General features: G+C 41.6%; 14 protein-coding genes and 1 pseudogene. 13 read left to right on the top strand and 2 right to left on the bottom strand.

Going from position 1 to position 16,329, the window contains the following annotated elements; translation table 11 throughout:
• Nucleotides 1-10: 10 nt before the first annotated feature.
• The 9 genes from AC3WR0_RS07050 (at nt 11) to AC3WR0_RS07010 (ending at nt 10,332) form a co-directional block, all read left to right on the top strand.
• Complete coding sequence (locus AC3WR0_RS07050; RefSeq protein ID WP_492551638.1) at nt 11-2,218, top strand: dihydroxy-acid dehydratase domain-containing protein; 2,208 nt, start codon at nt 11-13, stop codon at nt 2,216-2,218.
• Nucleotides 2,219-2,251: 33 nt separating this feature from the next.
• Nucleotides 2,252-3,199, top strand: coding sequence for a U32 family peptidase (locus AC3WR0_RS07045; protein ID WP_492551637.1), 948 nt, complete (start codon nt 2,252-2,254; stop codon nt 3,197-3,199).
• A gap of 473 nt (nt 3,200-3,672) precedes the next feature.
• Complete coding sequence (locus tag AC3WR0_RS07040) at nt 3,673-4,446, top strand: IclR family transcriptional regulator (protein WP_492551636.1); 774 nt, start codon at nt 3,673-3,675, stop codon at nt 4,444-4,446.
• Nucleotides 4,447-4,529: 83 nt separating this feature from the next.
• Nucleotides 4,530-5,453 (top strand): fumarylacetoacetate hydrolase family protein, encoded by a 924-nt coding sequence (locus AC3WR0_RS07035; RefSeq protein ID WP_492551635.1) that lies wholly within the window; start codon nt 4,530-4,532, stop codon nt 5,451-5,453.
• Nucleotides 5,454-5,496: 43 nt separating this feature from the next.
• Entirely contained in the window at nt 5,497-5,802 is a 306-nt protein-coding gene (locus AC3WR0_RS07030) for a UxaA family hydrolase (protein WP_492551634.1), read from the top strand.
• A complete protein-coding gene (locus AC3WR0_RS07025) occupies nt 5,792-6,967 on the top strand; it encodes a UxaA family hydrolase (RefSeq protein ID WP_492551633.1) in 1,176 nt (391 codons plus the stop codon). The genes AC3WR0_RS07030 and AC3WR0_RS07025 overlap by 11 nt, the downstream gene beginning before the upstream one ends.
• A gap of 23 nt (nt 6,968-6,990) precedes the next feature.
• Nucleotides 6,991-8,457 carry an alpha-ketoglutaric semialdehyde dehydrogenase GucD gene (gene gucD, locus AC3WR0_RS07020; RefSeq protein WP_492551632.1) on the top strand — a complete coding sequence of 489 codons (1,467 nt, stop codon included), beginning with the start codon at nt 6,991-6,993 and terminating at the stop codon, nt 8,455-8,457.
• 63 nt (nt 8,458-8,520) lie between these two features.
• A complete protein-coding gene (locus AC3WR0_RS07015) occupies nt 8,521-9,378 on the top strand; it encodes a fumarylacetoacetate hydrolase family protein (RefSeq protein WP_492551631.1) in 858 nt (285 codons plus the stop codon).
• A gap of 27 nt (nt 9,379-9,405) precedes the next feature.
• Complete coding sequence (locus tag AC3WR0_RS07010) at nt 9,406-10,332, top strand: dihydrodipicolinate synthase family protein (RefSeq protein ID WP_492551630.1); 927 nt, start codon at nt 9,406-9,408, stop codon at nt 10,330-10,332.
• Nucleotides 10,333-10,482: 150 nt separating this feature from the next.
• Here the strand turns inward: AC3WR0_RS07010 and AC3WR0_RS07005 are convergent, their stop codons facing one another.
• The gene (locus AC3WR0_RS07005; RefSeq protein ID WP_492551629.1) at nt 10,483-10,746 is read right to left on the bottom strand and encodes a hypothetical protein; all 264 of its coding nucleotides are present in this window, start codon (nt 10,744-10,746) and stop codon (nt 10,483-10,485) included.
• A gap of 123 nt (nt 10,747-10,869) precedes the next feature.
• On the opposite strand from AC3WR0_RS07005, the gene ssb reads away from it, so the two are divergent.
• The 3 genes from ssb (at nt 10,870) to AC3WR0_RS06990 (ending at nt 12,243) form a co-directional block, all read left to right on the top strand.
• The gene (ssb, locus tag AC3WR0_RS07000) at nt 10,870-11,241 is read left to right on the top strand and encodes a single-stranded DNA-binding protein (protein ID WP_492551628.1); all 372 of its coding nucleotides are present in this window, start codon (nt 10,870-10,872) and stop codon (nt 11,239-11,241) included.
• A complete protein-coding gene (locus AC3WR0_RS06995) occupies nt 11,234-11,470 on the top strand; it encodes a hypothetical protein (RefSeq protein WP_492551627.1) in 237 nt (78 codons plus the stop codon). Before ssb ends, AC3WR0_RS06995 begins: the two co-directional genes overlap by 8 nt.
• Before the next feature lie 362 nt (nt 11,471-11,832).
• Nucleotides 11,833-12,243, top strand: a complete 411-nt coding sequence (locus tag AC3WR0_RS06990) for a hypothetical protein (protein WP_492551626.1) — start codon at nt 11,833-11,835, stop codon at nt 12,241-12,243.
• Nucleotides 12,244-12,291: 48 nt separating this feature from the next.
• Here AC3WR0_RS06990 and AC3WR0_RS06985 read toward each other — a convergent pair whose 3' ends face one another.
• Nucleotides 12,292-13,527, bottom strand: coding sequence for an N-acetylmuramoyl-L-alanine amidase family protein (locus tag AC3WR0_RS06985; protein WP_492551625.1), 1,236 nt, complete (start codon nt 13,525-13,527; stop codon nt 12,292-12,294).
• Between the two features lie 241 nt (nt 13,528-13,768).
• Here AC3WR0_RS06985 and AC3WR0_RS06980 point away from each other — a divergent pair.
• Nucleotides 13,769-16,329, top strand: a pseudogene (locus AC3WR0_RS06980) (hypothetical protein); the annotation flags it as partial.

The raw sequence follows: 16,329 nt of genomic DNA, 5'->3' as shown, positions 1-16,329 counted from the left end.
TGATTTTAACATGGCAGTTCAATATCCCTATATTGATAATGCGGTAAATCCTTACCGTGATAATGTCCAGGGAAAGGCAAACGAGCCGATCTGTGTGGCCGGACTTCTCGATCGTTCCAAGCAAGTTCTAAGTACTGAGCTTAAAGGGCTGCAGCCTGACTGGTCCCTTGAGGAGATTTATGACAGGCTTCACCATAATGCGCCACGAATTGCCATTATTGGAGGATCACCGGACCATCCGGCTCATATTATGGATTTCCAGACAATTGCTAGGGCGGCAATTCGAATTTGGCAAAATGGCGGGGTTCCTTTTCAGTTTTCTACACCTGTTATGTGTGACGGCACAGCGCAAAGCAACCAGGGGATGAGCTACTCCCTTCAAAGCAGAAATGCGGTTGCGCAAATGGTTGTCAGCCAAATGGAGTCACATAGCTATCATGGTGCATTTGTTATTCAGGGATGTGACAAGCAGCCTCTTGGGGTTGTAAGTGCAATGGCCCACTTGGACCGAATTAGAAGGCACAGGAACGAGGCTCCTTTTTTTGCAACCTTTGCACCCGCGCATGTTTTAAAGGGAGGAACAATCCCGGCATCGCTTTTTTCTGAGCTTGAAGAGGTAGCTATAAGGGCTGAGGCCGAAGGGGCTTCCGATGTTGCTGATGATTTGCGTGATGCTCTTTCCTATATTCTGCAGTGTTCCTCCAATACAGCTTTTCAGGGAGTTCTTGAAAGAGCCCGAGAACGCGGGGTTATTACAAAGGAACAGCATGATCTATATGAAAAGAAGCTTGCAGTTGCTACATGCGATGGTCAAGGCGGCGTCTGTGCGTTTAACGGAACAGGGAATAGTTCACGTCACCTGGTTGCTGGAATGGGTCTAGTTCATCCGGCCCTCGAGCTGCTTACTGCCCCCCCAACGCAAAATGAAATCAATCAGGCTCTCGATTCACTTGCAGGAATGATTAACAATCCTGTTTTTGGGGCAGCAAACATTTTGGCTTCTAATATTAAAAATGCTATTCGCATCCACAGTGCTTCAGGCGGATCAACCAATCTAATGATGCATATAGTTGCCGGAATGCTTTATGGAGGTTATAAATTTGACCTTTGGGATTATGATGAAATTCATCATGAAGTTCCGATTCCGGATCTGTTCAATTATAGTCTGACCGAAGGGCGTGATATCTTCGCTTTGGCAATGCAGTGCTGCAGCGGGAAAATCCGTGGTATGGAAACTCTTTTCTATGAACTGATAGAAAATGGAGTGCCAATGGACATTGATGCCCCTACAGTAACAGGAGAAACATGGAGAAAAAGGCTTTCCGAAACCCATGATCTTTCTGCTCTGGGTGTAGAGGAGAATCCTATTATTCTATCAAAGCCAAGAAGATCATTTAGCGGTGTCGATGTAATCAAGGGAAACTTTTTCGAAAGTGCAGTAGTAAAAGTCAGCGGAATGACGACAGATCAACTTGATAACTTTGATAAAAAAGCTGCCTTTGTCCTTTTTTATGATAACGAAGACAGCGCTAATGAAAATCTGCTGGATGAAAATCTACTGGAAAATCTTAAAAAGAACCGCAGCTTTCAATTCGAAACCATGAAAGCGGCAGCTAAGCAAAATGCCCCTGAATTGTTTAAAAGCTGTGATGATATGGATTATGATCAGCTTTTTGACCAGATGTCTGAAACTGGAGCTTTGAAGATTTCCGTCATTGTATCCGGTCAAGGCCCGGAAGCATTTGGAATGCCGGAAATGTTTACTCCAATGCAGCATATCAATGCCAACCGGAAGCTGAAAAGGCTGGCTACATTAATTAGTGACGGTCGATATTCAGGTGTTACATATGGTGCAGCCATTGGTCACATGACTCCTGAAGCAAAAAATGGAGGGGGCATTCTTTATCTGAAAACAGGTGATGTGCTTTATCTCGAACTCCGAGAAAAGAAAATCGAATTTTTGGATGAAGAGTTCTTTAAGAAAGGCAGACTTGTTTTTGATTTTGAAAAAGCAAAGAAGGAAAGGGCAGCACTTGCTGAAAGCAGACTTGCCAGTATACGAAGCCGTCAGCGGCTTGTAGCCTCCAGTAATAGAATGACAGGACATACTGATGCCGCCAACGGTGTCGTTCCAATCGCGGTGGCGGAAGAAGCAGTGTACGATTACAAGAGCGATATCATTTTGCCCGCGAGAAAAAATCTTGCCGGCCAATCATAATTATCAATTTTTATAATAAAGGAGAGACAGGCAATGGAAAATACGCGGATTTTAATTGAAAGCCTTGGATTTCCCGGTGGCGACCTGCATCACCTTCCTGATTCAAAGAAAACATTTCCGGATGGGGCCCAATGCAGAATTGAAATCCCGAGTGTCGAAGGACCTGAGTCATTTAGGGAAGTAATTAAAGCATCAAGGGATTATGAAGTGGAAATTCATCGGGTTTCTCAGGGAAGCGGTATCATGCTTTTAACCGATGATGAATTAAGTGAAATGGCTGAGCTTGGCAGAGAAAACAATATTGAAGTGAGCCTCTTTGTAGGACCACGAGGCTCTTGGGATATCACGGCAATGCCCTGGGCGAGTGCAGGAAAAATTACTGGCCTGCGGGTTGAGAGCATGGATCAGCTTGTTTACTCGATTGAGGATATTAAAAGAGGCTGCAGATTTGGCATAAGAAGTATTCTTGTTGCGGACGAAGGCTTGCTATGGCTTGTGAATGAGTTCAAGAAAAAAGGCGAGCTTCCTGCTGATCTGGTAGTAAAGATATCAGTTCAGATGGCACAGGCAAATCCAGTTTCCATCAAGCTGATGGAGGATATAGGAGCAACAACCTTTAATGTTCCAACTGATTTAACGCTTGCCCGTCTTGCCGCCATCAGACAGCCTATTGATATGCCGATTGATATTTATGTTGAGGCTCCGGATGATGTGGGAGGCTTTATCAGGCATTATGAAATTCCAGAAATCATCAGGGTGGCAGCACCGGTCTATATTAAATTCGGCCTAAGGAATGCTCCGAATATTTATCCTTCGGGCACACATCTCGAAAAGACGTCTGTAGCACTTTCCCGTGAAAGGGTAAGGAGAGCAAGAATTGGTGCGGATATGATAAAAAGGTATGCACCTCATCTTAAGACATCAGCAAAAGGCGCCCTCGGATTGGCAGTTCCGGCAGCAGGGGCTGCAGCCAGAATATAATAAGATGGTGAACCAAAGGATTTGTCAAAGCTTCATTAGAAAAACTTGGCCTTCACCAAGTTATTCAGGCGAAAGCTCTAGTTTTTCTTATCACGCTCAAATCGGCACATCCTCGAAAAAGCTATGCTTTTTCTTCGTGCGAGGCAAAGCTGACGAAGCTTTCCTTGTCCTGTGCCTTTCGCCTGACTAGGACTTCCTCGGAAAAGCAGGTGCTTTTCCTTCGTGCGATGATAATGCTGACGAAGCCTTCCTTATCCTGTCCGTCGTGCGTTCAGAATTTATGGAAATAAATTTCTGATTAGCTAAAAAGGCGAAGTCGGGAGCCTGTATCATTATCCAGCGAAGCTGACCCTTACAATCCCATCCTTCGAACAGGAACTTTTCCTAAGAGTATCCAAGCTTTAATTCCAGTAAATTTCCTGCTAGTATGATAATGTAAGGGTAAACATGAAAGCTTGTAAAGGGTGAAAATAATGCCTATTATTCAGTCAGTAGACCGGGCACTCCGTATATTTGATTTATTTGATGAATATGAAACAGAATTAAAAATTACCGATATTAGTGAAAGAATGCAGCTTCACAAAAGCACTGTTCATTCAATATTGAAAACGCTTCAGTCAAAGGGCTATATCGAACAAAATGAAGATAACGGCAAATACAGGCTTGGTATGAAGCTGTTTGAACGGGGCAATTTGGTGATTAGAAGTCTGGATATCAGGACAATTGCCAAAAAGCACTTAATTAAATTGTCAGTTGAAACAGAGAATACCGTACATCTTGTTATTTTGGACGGGAAGGAAGGCATCTACATCGATAAGGTGGAGGGCCCTTCGGCCACCGTGCTCTACTCAAGAATCGGGAGAAGAATACCTGTTCATAGCAGCGCAGTCGGAAAAGCTTTAGTTGCCTTTAAAAATAAAAAAGAGCTTCAGGAAATCCTGAAGGGATACGTTTATAAAAAGCAGACCATCAACACTATAACTGATGAAAAGACTTATTTGGAAGATCTTGAAAAGGTTAGGGATTCTGGCTTTGCCATTGATAAAGAAGAAAATGAACCCGGTATTACCTGTCTTGCTGTTCCGATTTGGGATCATACAGGAACAGTTGCTGCGGCCATGAGTATGTCCCAGCCTACAATGAGGATCGACCAGAAACAACTGGAACGTTCTGTTGAAATGCTGAAGGAAGCTGCGGAAAAAATCTCCAAAGAATTAGGTTATGACCTGAGTACAATTGCCAAATAAAACTTATAATCTATCCCTTTGTTGGATGGGTTATGAGTAAATAACAAAACTGAGTTTTATAATATAAAACAGGAGGGTTTAAAATGAGAATTATCCGTTTTTTAGATACCAATTCAACACCTGTAATGGCAGCTTTAACTGATCAAAATGAAGTTTATGCACTTCCTTATGAAGACTTTATGGCGCTTGTAAATGAAGCAGAACGCCGGGCGATTTCTCCTTTAAATTTAATTGAGACTTTAATGAAAGAATCAGAGCCTCTGTCCACACCATTTGAAAAGTTGGAGCTTCTGGTACCGATCGTCGCACCTGAAGTATGGGCCTGCGGGGTTACCTATGAAAGAAGCAGGGAAGCCAGAAACTATGAAGCTACTGGCGGCAGGAATGACCAGGAAACGTGCTATGACAAAGTTTATGATGCTGAAAGACCGGAAATTTTCTTTAAATCCACCGCAGCAAGGACTGCTGGCCCTGAGGTGCCTGTTTATTTGAGAAGTGATTCTAATTGGCAGATCCCAGAGCCAGAGGTGGCACTGGTCATCACGAAATCCGGTAAAATTGCCGGTTATACGATTGGAAATGATATGAGCTCAAGAGATATAGAGGGAGAAAATCCGCTATATCTTCCACAGGCAAAAATCTGGAGAAACTCCTGCTCGATTGGTCCTGCAATCCGCCTTGCTGAAACAGTTGAAAATCCGTACGATTTTGATATTACCTGCCGTATTTTAAGAGATGGCGAACTGGCAGTTCAGGGCAGCGCCAATACAGTACAGCTAAAGAGAAAATTTGATGAACTTGTCTCGTACCTTTTAAAGGATAATGTGGTCTTTGATGGCACAGTTCTTTTAACTGGCACATGTATTGTCCCTCCTAATGAATTTACTTTGGAGGATAATGATCGAATTGAAATTGAAGTCTCATCCATAGGAGTACTTTCCAATCCGGTAAAAGCCCAGAAACAGGCTGCATCGGCACTGAAAGATTCCGAATATTCCGGTGTTTAAACAGCTGCAACATCCTAAGCGGGTATAATGGGGGAATTTGAATATGGGGAATCAAACCTTTAAAACAGTGATGATGAAACCGATTGATAAAGTGGCCATGGCGCTCGAGCCCATTCCATCTGGCAAGGAAGTAGAGGTCACCTGCCAAGGAAAAACTTTCAAGGTCACTTTACTTGATGATATTCAATTCGGTCATAAATTTGCAGTTGTTCCAATTGAGCAAGCGGAAGACATTATAAAATATGGAGAAGTGATCGGGCGCGCAGTCAGGTCAATTCAAGCCGGAGAGCATGTTCACGTTCATAATCTTGAAGGAACAAGGGGAAGGGGGGACAAAGTTGGCAGCTAATCAAAGCAATACCTTTTTAGGATATAGAAGGCCGGATGGCAAAGTCGGGGTTAGAAACCATGTATTAATCCTCCCAACGATTACGTGTGCAACTCAGGCTGCACACCAGATTACCCAGCTTGTACATGGAACGGTAAGTTTTATCCACCAGCACGGGTGCGCACAGGTGGGAGTGGATTACGAACAGACTTTTCAGACCTATGTGGGAATGGGACTGAATCCGAATTTATATGGAGTAGTTGTACTGGGACTTGGCTGTGAAACACACCAGGCACGAAGTGTGGCGGGAGAAATAGCCAAAAGCGGCAAGCCAGTAGAAGTCGTTTCCATCCAGGATCACGGCGGAACCTTATTTGCTATTGCAGAGGGGGCCAGAGTCGCTGCAAGAATGGTTCAGGATGCATCGGCCATTATGCGTGAAGAGTGTTACTTCAGCGAGCTGATAATTGGTACAGAATGCGGCGGGTCTGATGCATGTTCAGGACTTTCCGCCAATCCTGCCGTTGGCGCAGTAAGCGATATGATTGTTGATGCAGGCGGAACTTCAATTTTGGCTGAAACGACCGAATTAATTGGAGCAGAGCATTTACTGGCCAGTCGAGCCGCTAACGACCGTGTTGCAAAACGGGTGTATGAGGTAATTAACGCAATGGAAAAACGAGCGATTCTGATGGGTGTCGATATTAGAACAGGCAACCCAAGTCCGGGAAATATTAAAGGCGGACTAAGCTCGCTGGAAGAAAAATCTCTGGGGGCAGCAGCCAAGTCTGGTACACGGCAGCTGGAAGAATTGATTGATTATGCACAGGCTCCAACAAAAAAAGGGCTTGTTTGGATGGATACCCCAGGACATGACATCGAACAGCTGACCGGAATGGCGGCTGGCGGAGCACAGGTTGTACTCTTTACAAGCGGAAGGGGGACACCAACCGGATCACCGATTGTCCCTGTAATAAAAATTTCTACCAATACCCAAATGTTTAATAACATGAGAGATAATATGGACCTCAACGCTGGAACCATCATAGACGGAGAAGAATCAGTCGAAGATGTTGGCCGGAGAATTTTTTCAGAGATTGGGAGAGTTAGTTCTGGAAAATGGACCAAGGCTGAAATTTTAAAGCAGCATGACTTTGGAATCTGGCGAATTGGACCTACTTTTTAAAAGCGTAGAAGGAGGAGAATAAATTGACAGTACAGACTCAGGCAAAAACTTATTTAAATTTTATCAATGGACAGTGGGTTGCATCAGAAACCAATGATGTAACGGCAAGTGTAAATCCTGCTGATAGAAATGAAGTAGTGGGCTATATTCAGCAATCCTCAAAAGAAGACCTCAATAAGGCCGTTGCTGCGGCGAAAAACGCTAAGAAAAACTGGAGAAAGCTTTCCGGGGCAGCAAGGGGAGAGTTTTTATACCGGGCCGCCAATATTATGGAACAGCGACTAGAGGAAATTGCAGAGTCCATGACAAGGGAAATGGGGAAAACCTTCCCAGAGGCAAAGGGTGAAACGGCCCGTGGTATTGCCATTCTTCGGTATTATGCAGGTGAAGGAATGCGCAAGGTAGGAGATGTAATTCCTTCCTCTGACAGTGAAGCGCTCATGTTTACGACAAGAACGCCTCTTGGTGTGGTAGGAGTTATTTCGCCATGGAACTTTCCTGTAGCCATTCCGATCTGGAAAATGGCCCCTGCTCTTATCTATGGAAATACGGTTGTACTAAAGCCTGCAACCGAAACAGCTGTAACAGCCGCTATAGTAATTGAGTGCTTCCATCAGGCTGGTTTCCCTGAAGGTGTCGTAAACATGGTAACCGGATCAGGATCAGTAATTGGCCAGGGCATTATTGACCATCCCGATATTAACGGTATTACCTTTACAGGCTCCAATGATGTAGGAAAAAGAGTAGGGGCCGGCGCATTTGCACGCGGTGCCAAGTATCAGCTGGAAATGGGTGGGAAAAACCCTGTCATTATAGCAGCTGACGCAGACCTTGACCTCGCCGTCGAAGGAACAATCAGCGGAGGACTCAGGTCTACGGGGCAAAAGTGTACAGCAACAAGCAGAGTATTTGTTGCTGAAGAGATTTACGAGGATTTTAAAGAAAAACTGATCTCCCAGGCAAAGAAAATCAAGGTTGGCCATGGAATGGAGAATGGATCTTGGATGGGTCCTTGCGCAAGTGAATCTCAGCTGAACACCGTTCTTTCTTATATTGAAAAAGGAAAGGCTGAAGGTGCCGATCTTATTTTCGGAGGACAAAGAAGTACAGGAAATGGCCTGGAGAATGGATTTTATGTTGAGCCGACCATTTTCGAAAATGTTGATATCAATATGGCCATTGCAAGAGAAGAAATTTTTGGCCCGGTACTTACTTTGATTAAAGTACGTTCCTTTGAAGAAGCAGTAGAACTTGCAAACGATACTGAATTTGGGCTTAGTGCTGCCATTTATACGAAGGATATTGGGAAAATCCTTGCCTTCGTTAATGATATTGAAGCAGGTCTGGTAAGAGTTAATGCAGAAACAGCGGGCGTTGAACTGCAGGCGCCATTTGGTGGAATGAAACAGTCAAGCTCTCATTCAAGAGAACAGGGGCAGGCAGCGATTGAATTTTTCACATCCATTAAAACTGTTTTTGTAAAGGCTTAAGCTGTTTTTCTCCCCTTTAAACAAGGGGAGAATTTTGTGTAAAAACAGGCAGGGGGAATAAACGTGAGGTTTTTGAATTTTAAAAGGGATGGAAAATATGTGCTGGGAGTAAAGCGGGAGGAAGGCATACTGGAAATCAATACAACTGCATCCATTACTGAGTTGATCAACGGAGGGGATGAAAGCATAAAATCAGTTGATGTCCTTTTAAGGGAAGAAATTCAAGGTGCGCTTTTAAAAGAGGAAGAGCTCGAACTTGGACCAAGTGTGCTGGAGCCTGGAAAAATTATATGCGTGGGACTTAATTACCGCAAACATGCAGAGGAGTCCGGCATGGCTGTGCCTGAAACCCCGATATTGTTTAATAAATTTAACAATGCCCTTGCTGCACATAAAGAAAATGTGAATTTGCCGCAGGAGGTCCAGCAGGGCGACTATGAAGCAGAGCTAGCCATCGTCATTGGCAAGGAAGGAAAAAATATTAAGAAGGAAGACGCTCTATCCTATGTTTTTGGCTACTCATGTGCCAATGATCTCTCAGCGAGAGATTTACAGTTTAAAACCTCCCAATGGCTTTTAGGGAAAACAAGTGATGGCTTTTGCCCTTTAGGTCCATATCTCGTAACAGCAGACGAAATTAAGAATCCTAATAAACTTGGAATTCGGACCTATCATAATGGAGTTCTTCGGCAAGATTCGAATACTTCCGACATGATCTTTTATTGTGATGAAATCATTTCGTACATCTCTAAATTTATGACACTCTATCCTGGTGATGTAATCCTTACAGGGACACCTGAAGGGGTTATCATGGGGCTGCCAGAAGACCAAAAGGAATGGCTGAAGGCTGGAGATGTTATAAAGGTGGAAATTGAGGGCTTGGGAAGCCTGGAAACCCTGATAACTAGAATTCAAGGATAAGAATACCATAGGAAAGGATGACGAAAAATGAAGCAAAACGGATGCAAGTTTCATGGCATAATTCCTCCTGTTGTAACACTCTTTAATGAAGATGGAGATTTTAACTGGGAGGCTAATAAAAAACTCACCGACTTTCTGATTAAAAAAGGCGTTCATGGAATCTTATTTATGGGGAGTACAGGTGAATTCTCTTCACTAACAATTGAACAGCGCAAAACCTTTACAGAACAAATGGTTAAATATGTAGATGGGAGAGTCCCTGTTCTGATCGGAACCGGAACCCCTTCGCCAAGTGATACTATTGATCTATCAAAGCATGCACAGGAAAGCGGGGCAGACGGAGTTCTTGTTGTAAATCCGTTCTATTGGAAGTTTAGTGATGACCAGCTGTTTGAATATTTCACTCAAGTTGCTGACAGTGTCGATATCTCCGTGATTATCTACAATATCCCGTTACTGACCGGACAAAGCCTGTCTCCGCAGCTCATTGCGAAGCTTGCTGAGAGCAGAGAAAACATAGTCGGCATAAAAGATACTATTGAAAGCATGGCACATATCAGGCAGCTGTTAACAGAGACGAAAAAGGTCAGAGAAGACTTCGCTGTTTTTGCAGCATTTGATGAATTGGTATTCCCCGCACTCCAAATAGGGGCAGCAGGCAGCATTAATGGAACATCGATTTTTGCACCGGAGGCCTCAGTCAGGCTTTATAATAGCTTTAAAGAGGGCAATTATGAAACTGCCCTGGAGCAGCATCAGAAAATTGTTTCCCTTATGCCAATCTATGAATTCAGCCAGCCGCTGTTTATTGCCATAAAAGAGGCAGTCAATCAAAGCGTGATTGGCTATGATACCGCCTATATTGCACCTGCACTGCAACTCGATCAGTCCTTAAAAGGTAAAGTAAAAAAGTACTTGAACGAAACACCGACTGAAACAGCCAGCCTCACATAAAAAAGATCCGTATCGGAATTTCCGGTACGGATTTTTTGGCTAATCAGAATTTATATCCATAAATTCTGAACGCACGACGGACAGGATAAGGAAGGCTTCGTCAGCATTATCATCGCACGAAGGAAAAGCACCTGCTTTTCCGAGGAAGTCCTAGTCAGGCGAAAGGCACAGGACAAGGAAAGCTTCGTCAGCTTTGCCTCGCACGAAGAAAAAGCATCGCTTTTTCGAGGATGTGCCGATTTGAGCGTGATAAGCAAAACTATCGCATCCGCCAAAAAGGACTTGGCGAATGCCAAGTTTTTCTAATGGCTGAAGCCCTTTTTCTTCTCCAAGAACAATGACCCGTTTGTCGAAAAATCTTTTCCCAACCTGCCATTTTTGAAAAGAAAGATGATTTTTTGATTTAAAATTCAATTTTCACCTAAGCAAAATCGAATTTTAAGGAAAAAAGGCACTTTAAAATCGCATTTTGCCGTTTTTACAAAGCTGCAGCCAGAGGGCTATGATAAAAGCATCAAAGAGAGGAGATGAGAAAAAGTGATCAATCAGGTTACCTTGGTAGGAAGATTGACAAAGGATCCCGAGCTCCGAATGACAACTGAAGGGACCCCTGTCACCCATGTAGTTCTGGCTGTCAATCGGCATTATCGGAACCATCATGGTGAAATTGAAGCTGACTTTGTCCAATGTACCCTTTGGAAAAAAACGGCCGAAAATACGGCACAATATTGCCGAAAGGGATCTGTAATCGGAATTACGGGCCGTATCCAAACCCGTAACTATGAAAATCAGGAAGGCAAAAAGGTCTATGTCACAGACGTAGTCGCCGAGACTGTTCGCTTCCTGAGCGGTAAGCCGCAGGAAGCACGGAGTGATCCTGCAAAGAAGGAGGAAATCCCAATTGGATAGTAATAAAGATATCATCCATAGCCTGGAGGCCTTGCTTGAAAGTCTTATTCGAATGGTGGCCAAAAGCAATGAACATGTGGATAGCCTAAATAATCGTGTGGAACAGATGGAATTCATAATAATGGAGCTAAAGAAAAAAGAATGCTGTTTGGCAAATTTCCAGGACACTCCCCCCAGTGTAAAATCGGGAAAACTTGTTTCAGGCAGCCGCTTTATGGTCAGTGTGTAATCACTCAAAAAAATTTCTCCCAAAATCCACCTATAGAGAATCAATGAAACCCTCTTATATCCTCATTGTCGATTCCGGCTTCCCCCGCCGGACTTTTCTTTATGATGTTTATAAGAGTGAAAAATGGTAATACTAATATAAAACCCCCCTGTAATATAAGAAGCCGCTGATAATCGATCAGCGGCTTCGCTTGTTTTATTTTACTGAAAAATTATTTGACCCCTGGTTAAAAAATTAATCTGGAAGAAATACTTAGCCAGTCTTAATTAATAAATTATAATTTTAAAAAAAAGGTTTTTCTGAAATAATGTCGAATAATAAAAAAATATGTAAAAGATTGTTATATAGGGGTTGGTAGAGGAATGTCAAAAAGGAATTTCATTCCGGATTCCGTCATCTTTATCGGCGAAAGGCCGAACGAGAAGGAAATTATATTAACCGGAAAACCTGTATTTTATGATGCTCTATGTGTTTCCAAACAGCCAGAAGCTCCGCATAATTGTTCTCCGTATCAATATATCCCGCTCATGCAGGAAAAATCATTCTGTATACACGAAAAACAACTTGAATTAACACTTCAGCATAGTTCTCTCCAGCTAAACGATGAAAAGCAAAATCTCACTGCCAGTGATGCCATGAAACTCTTCTCGAGCTTTATGATCAAAAAGCAAAACAGACTCCTATTTATATCAGAAATTCCAAATATTAAAATTGAAAAAAACAGGAAAGATCAATTCCTTGAACACGCCGAACAGAAGGAATTAACGAAATAATACGGAAAAAGGGAGAATCCTATAGAAAGGTATTCTCCCTTTAATTAATTATCGAGTTAGAAAGTAATTAAATAAACCATTATAAATACCATTTACCGCGTTTGTCTGGAACGAGGAAGAAGATACGACTTTTTCCTCTGTAGGATTAGAAAGGAATCCCAGTTCTATTAAGGCAGCCGGTCTTTTATTTTCCCGTAGAACATGATAATCGCCGAACTTAACCCCTTTATCAGGAAGGGCTGTTGTTTTTGATCTAATTCCCTTTTGAAGGGATGAGGCCAGAGCCTGGTCCTTTGAAGAACTATAATAGAATGTCATAAGTCCTGTACTGGTAGAGCTAAGTGAATTATAGTGTACACTGACAAAGGCATTGGCCAGGTTTACATTGCTGATATTAGTGCGATATGCAAGGGTTTGATATATATCATTACTTCTTGTGTAAATAACTTTAACACCAGCTTTTTGTAATACTGGACCTAGCTGAAGAATTGTTTTTAAGGTTAGATTTTTTTCATAGTAAAGGCGGCCTACAGCTCCTACGTCGTAACCTCCGTGACCAGCATCAAGGACAATCACTTTACCTTTAAGGACTGTAGCTGGATCCCTAAGCAGTGTTCCAAGAATCCATCCGGTAACCCCGTTCGATTTTTTTACTTGGAACCAGCCATTATTTTCACTAATTTTGCTGTATGTGGTCCCAGCTGTTTCATTGGAAAGGATAGCATAACCAGTCCCCGGGCCTTTCCTCATGCTCGTAGCTTGTTTTAATACGACTTGAGGATATACAACCGAGCTTGTTGTAATAATCGCACTCTTTGATACATAAGAGGATGAAACCCATCCAAATAATCTTTTTGATGGCACATATACTTTAAGCCAGCTTGAATCTGATCCTTGAACTGTTAGAGCAGTGTTCCTCGGCAGTGCAGCTAATACTTTACTTGTGCCACTTGCATATTGTCGTAAGTTTAAACTTGAAGCATTGACATAGCCTGTCCATGTATAAAGTGTTAAATACTGCGAGGATACCCACCCTTTTAAAGTTCCATAGGCAATTTGGGACCATCCAGTTTTTTGTGCAACAACTGTAACAATCTTTCCTTGTGAAACTGAGCCGACAGTGGAATATCCTGTACCAGCTCCAGAACGAACATTAAGATTTGAGGCAGTCACTTTTGCCTGATACGAATAGGCAGCTTCTGCCGGCTTTCCCTCATATGCCATAAAAAGAGAAAATAGGACAAGAAAACACAAGAAACTCTTAAACAATGATGCTAATTTCACTCATTTCCCACCTTTTGTCTAATTTTGTATGTTTTTAAGTACAGTACCACTATAAACCATAAATGGTATGAAAAAGAGGGGAAAAAGTCCTGAAAAATATATGGCTGGGATACCAAAATAAGGTAAATTAATAGCTAAATATATTTGTACAGTGATTTTATAGGTTAAAATTCCCATGTAATATTAAAGGATTATTTGGTAAAATTTTGATATTAAACTAAAAGGTGGGCTATTCTTGAAGGTGCTTTTAAAATCTCTCTTAATCCTTTTTTTAATGTTATCTTTTTCCGACCCTTTCTTTCAAAACAATCAAGTCCATGCTTCAACAACACCTATCAGTCTAGGCGTTACTCCAAATGACACAGCAATTGATCCCAACAGGCCGGTTGTTTATATGACAAGTTTAGGCAGCAAAACAATTTATGCTGTTAATTTTTCTACAGGAGAAATAAGTTCTCTAAATTTGCCTTACCCAGCAGAAAGACTGGATATCAAGAATAATAGACTTTATGTTACTCAGCAAAAAATACAACATGACCATTACAACTTTGGTTCACATATTGGAGGGATTGCAGAGGTAGACACTGATAGTTTCACCTTGAATAAAATCATGGATATTGATGAAGATCCCTATGATATAGCTGTTGGTGATAATGGCTACATATATATTTCCCCTGGATCGGGACAATGGGGACAATTGAGAGTATACTCGATTGATGAAAATAAAGAGATAATACAATCGGTAAAAAATATCCATATGATTCAAATGTTCGAATCAACAAATATACTTTTTGATGGAGCAACCTCAAAAATATATGGGAATGTTAATTACGGTGGTTCTTTAGGTTATGAAGCATATGAAATCAATAACGGTACAATTAAGAATCACTATCAATATCCCACAGTCTGGAATAAAACGATAAAAGGAACAGGTAAATTGTCTCCTGAAGGTTTGACTTATTACAATAATAGCGGACTTGTATTTGGCCTTGCCAATTATCAGTCAGGGGATATGGAACTCAGTTTTTCTTTAGGAAAGACCTATAATGATTTTGAATTTAACTCAGATGGATCATTAACCTTTGCTGCAAATACCACGGGTGGAATAGATGTATATCAATACGGGACAACTAATTTCTTATATTCCTTAAGAAAGGATTTAAATGTTCAAAGGCTTCACTTTCAAAATGGCAGCTTAATAACCATTGATAAGGATAGCAGTGGGAAATATTTTATTGAACCAATCAAAACAGACTTCCAGCCTTCAGCTAACTTCCCTTTACCGGGGAAGACAATCCCATTAGGATCTCTTGAAAATTTGGGATTTAAGCCGAATGATACTGTTTTGGATCCGGAAAAACCTGTTATCTATATTACCAAGTTTGGAAGTAAGAACCTCTATTCGGTAAATTTTTCGACAGGAGAGGTTAAGACATTAACTTTGCCATATCCAGCAGAGCGAATCGATTCTTATAATAATAAACTTTATGTTACTCAGCATAATAGCTCCCATCTCAGATATACCTATGCATCATCTTTTACCGGAGCAATTGCAGAGATCGACACGGAAACTTTTAAAGTAACCAGATTAATAGATATTAATACGGATCCATTTGATATCGCTATTGAAAAGCAGGGATATATTTATATTGTCTCTGGATCAAAATATGGGCCCCTTAAAGTGTACTCACTGGCAACAGGGGAAGAAATATCAAATCCTAATACAATGGACATTAATATCCATGATAATTCCTACATTTATAATAATGGTGAAACTTCCAGTATTTATGCCATTACTACTAATCTTAGTCCTAGGGACGTAGAGGAATATCAGTTTGAAGACGGTATTTTAAAGCAGCACAGCGATTCTCCTTACCACGGTGATTATTCTCTTGAACCATATGCTAAATTTACGCCGGATGGTTCCAGCTTGTTCAATAACAGCGGTGTAGTTTTTGATTTATCTATGCATTATAAATTTAGCTTAAAGGAAGAGGCTGGCTATAAAGATTATGCTTTTAGTCTCCCAGATCAGCTGACATTTGCTGCACGGAAAGACAAAGGGATTGATGTATACCAATACAATTCAGATAAATATTTATATACGATTGATAAGGATTTAACCTGGCTAAAGATTTATTATAAGGCTGGTAAATTAATTGGGTTGGCTACTGATAATAACGGAAGATATTCTTGTAGCTTATTAAGCACTAAGCCAAACGGCTGGCAAATTATAGACGGGTTAAAATATTTTTTTAATAATGATGGAAAAAGCCTGACAGGCTGGCAAATTATAGACAGAAAGAAGTATTACTTCAATTCTGCAGGGGCGATGCAAACGGGTTGGCAAACTATATCTGGATTAAAGTATTACTTTAATAGTGATGGAGAAATGCAGACAGGCTGGCAGCTTATAGCGGGAAGAAAGCACTATTTCAATTCAACGGGTGTGATGCTAACGGGCTGGCAAACTATCTCAGGGGTCAAATATTATTTTAATAATATGGGTCAAATGCTGGTGAGCTGGCAAACTATAAGTGGTAAGAAGTATTACTTCAATTCAACGGGTGTGATGCTGGCAGGGTGGCAGAGTATCAGCGGCAAAAAGCATTACTTTAATGCAAACGGAGAAATGCAGACGGGCTGGCAGAGTATCAGCGCCAGGAAGTATTACTTTAATGCTTCGGGTATGATGGTGACGGGCTGGCAGAGTATCAGCGGCAAGAAGTATTACTTTAATGCGTCGGGTATGATGGTGACGGGCTGGCAGAGTATCAGCGGCAAAAAGCATTACTTTAATGC

This window comes from Neobacillus sp. FW104-15D2 (assembly GCF_058790155.1).
Note: the sequence above shows the minus strand (reverse complement) of the source record. Positions and strands in the feature narration are given on the sequence as shown.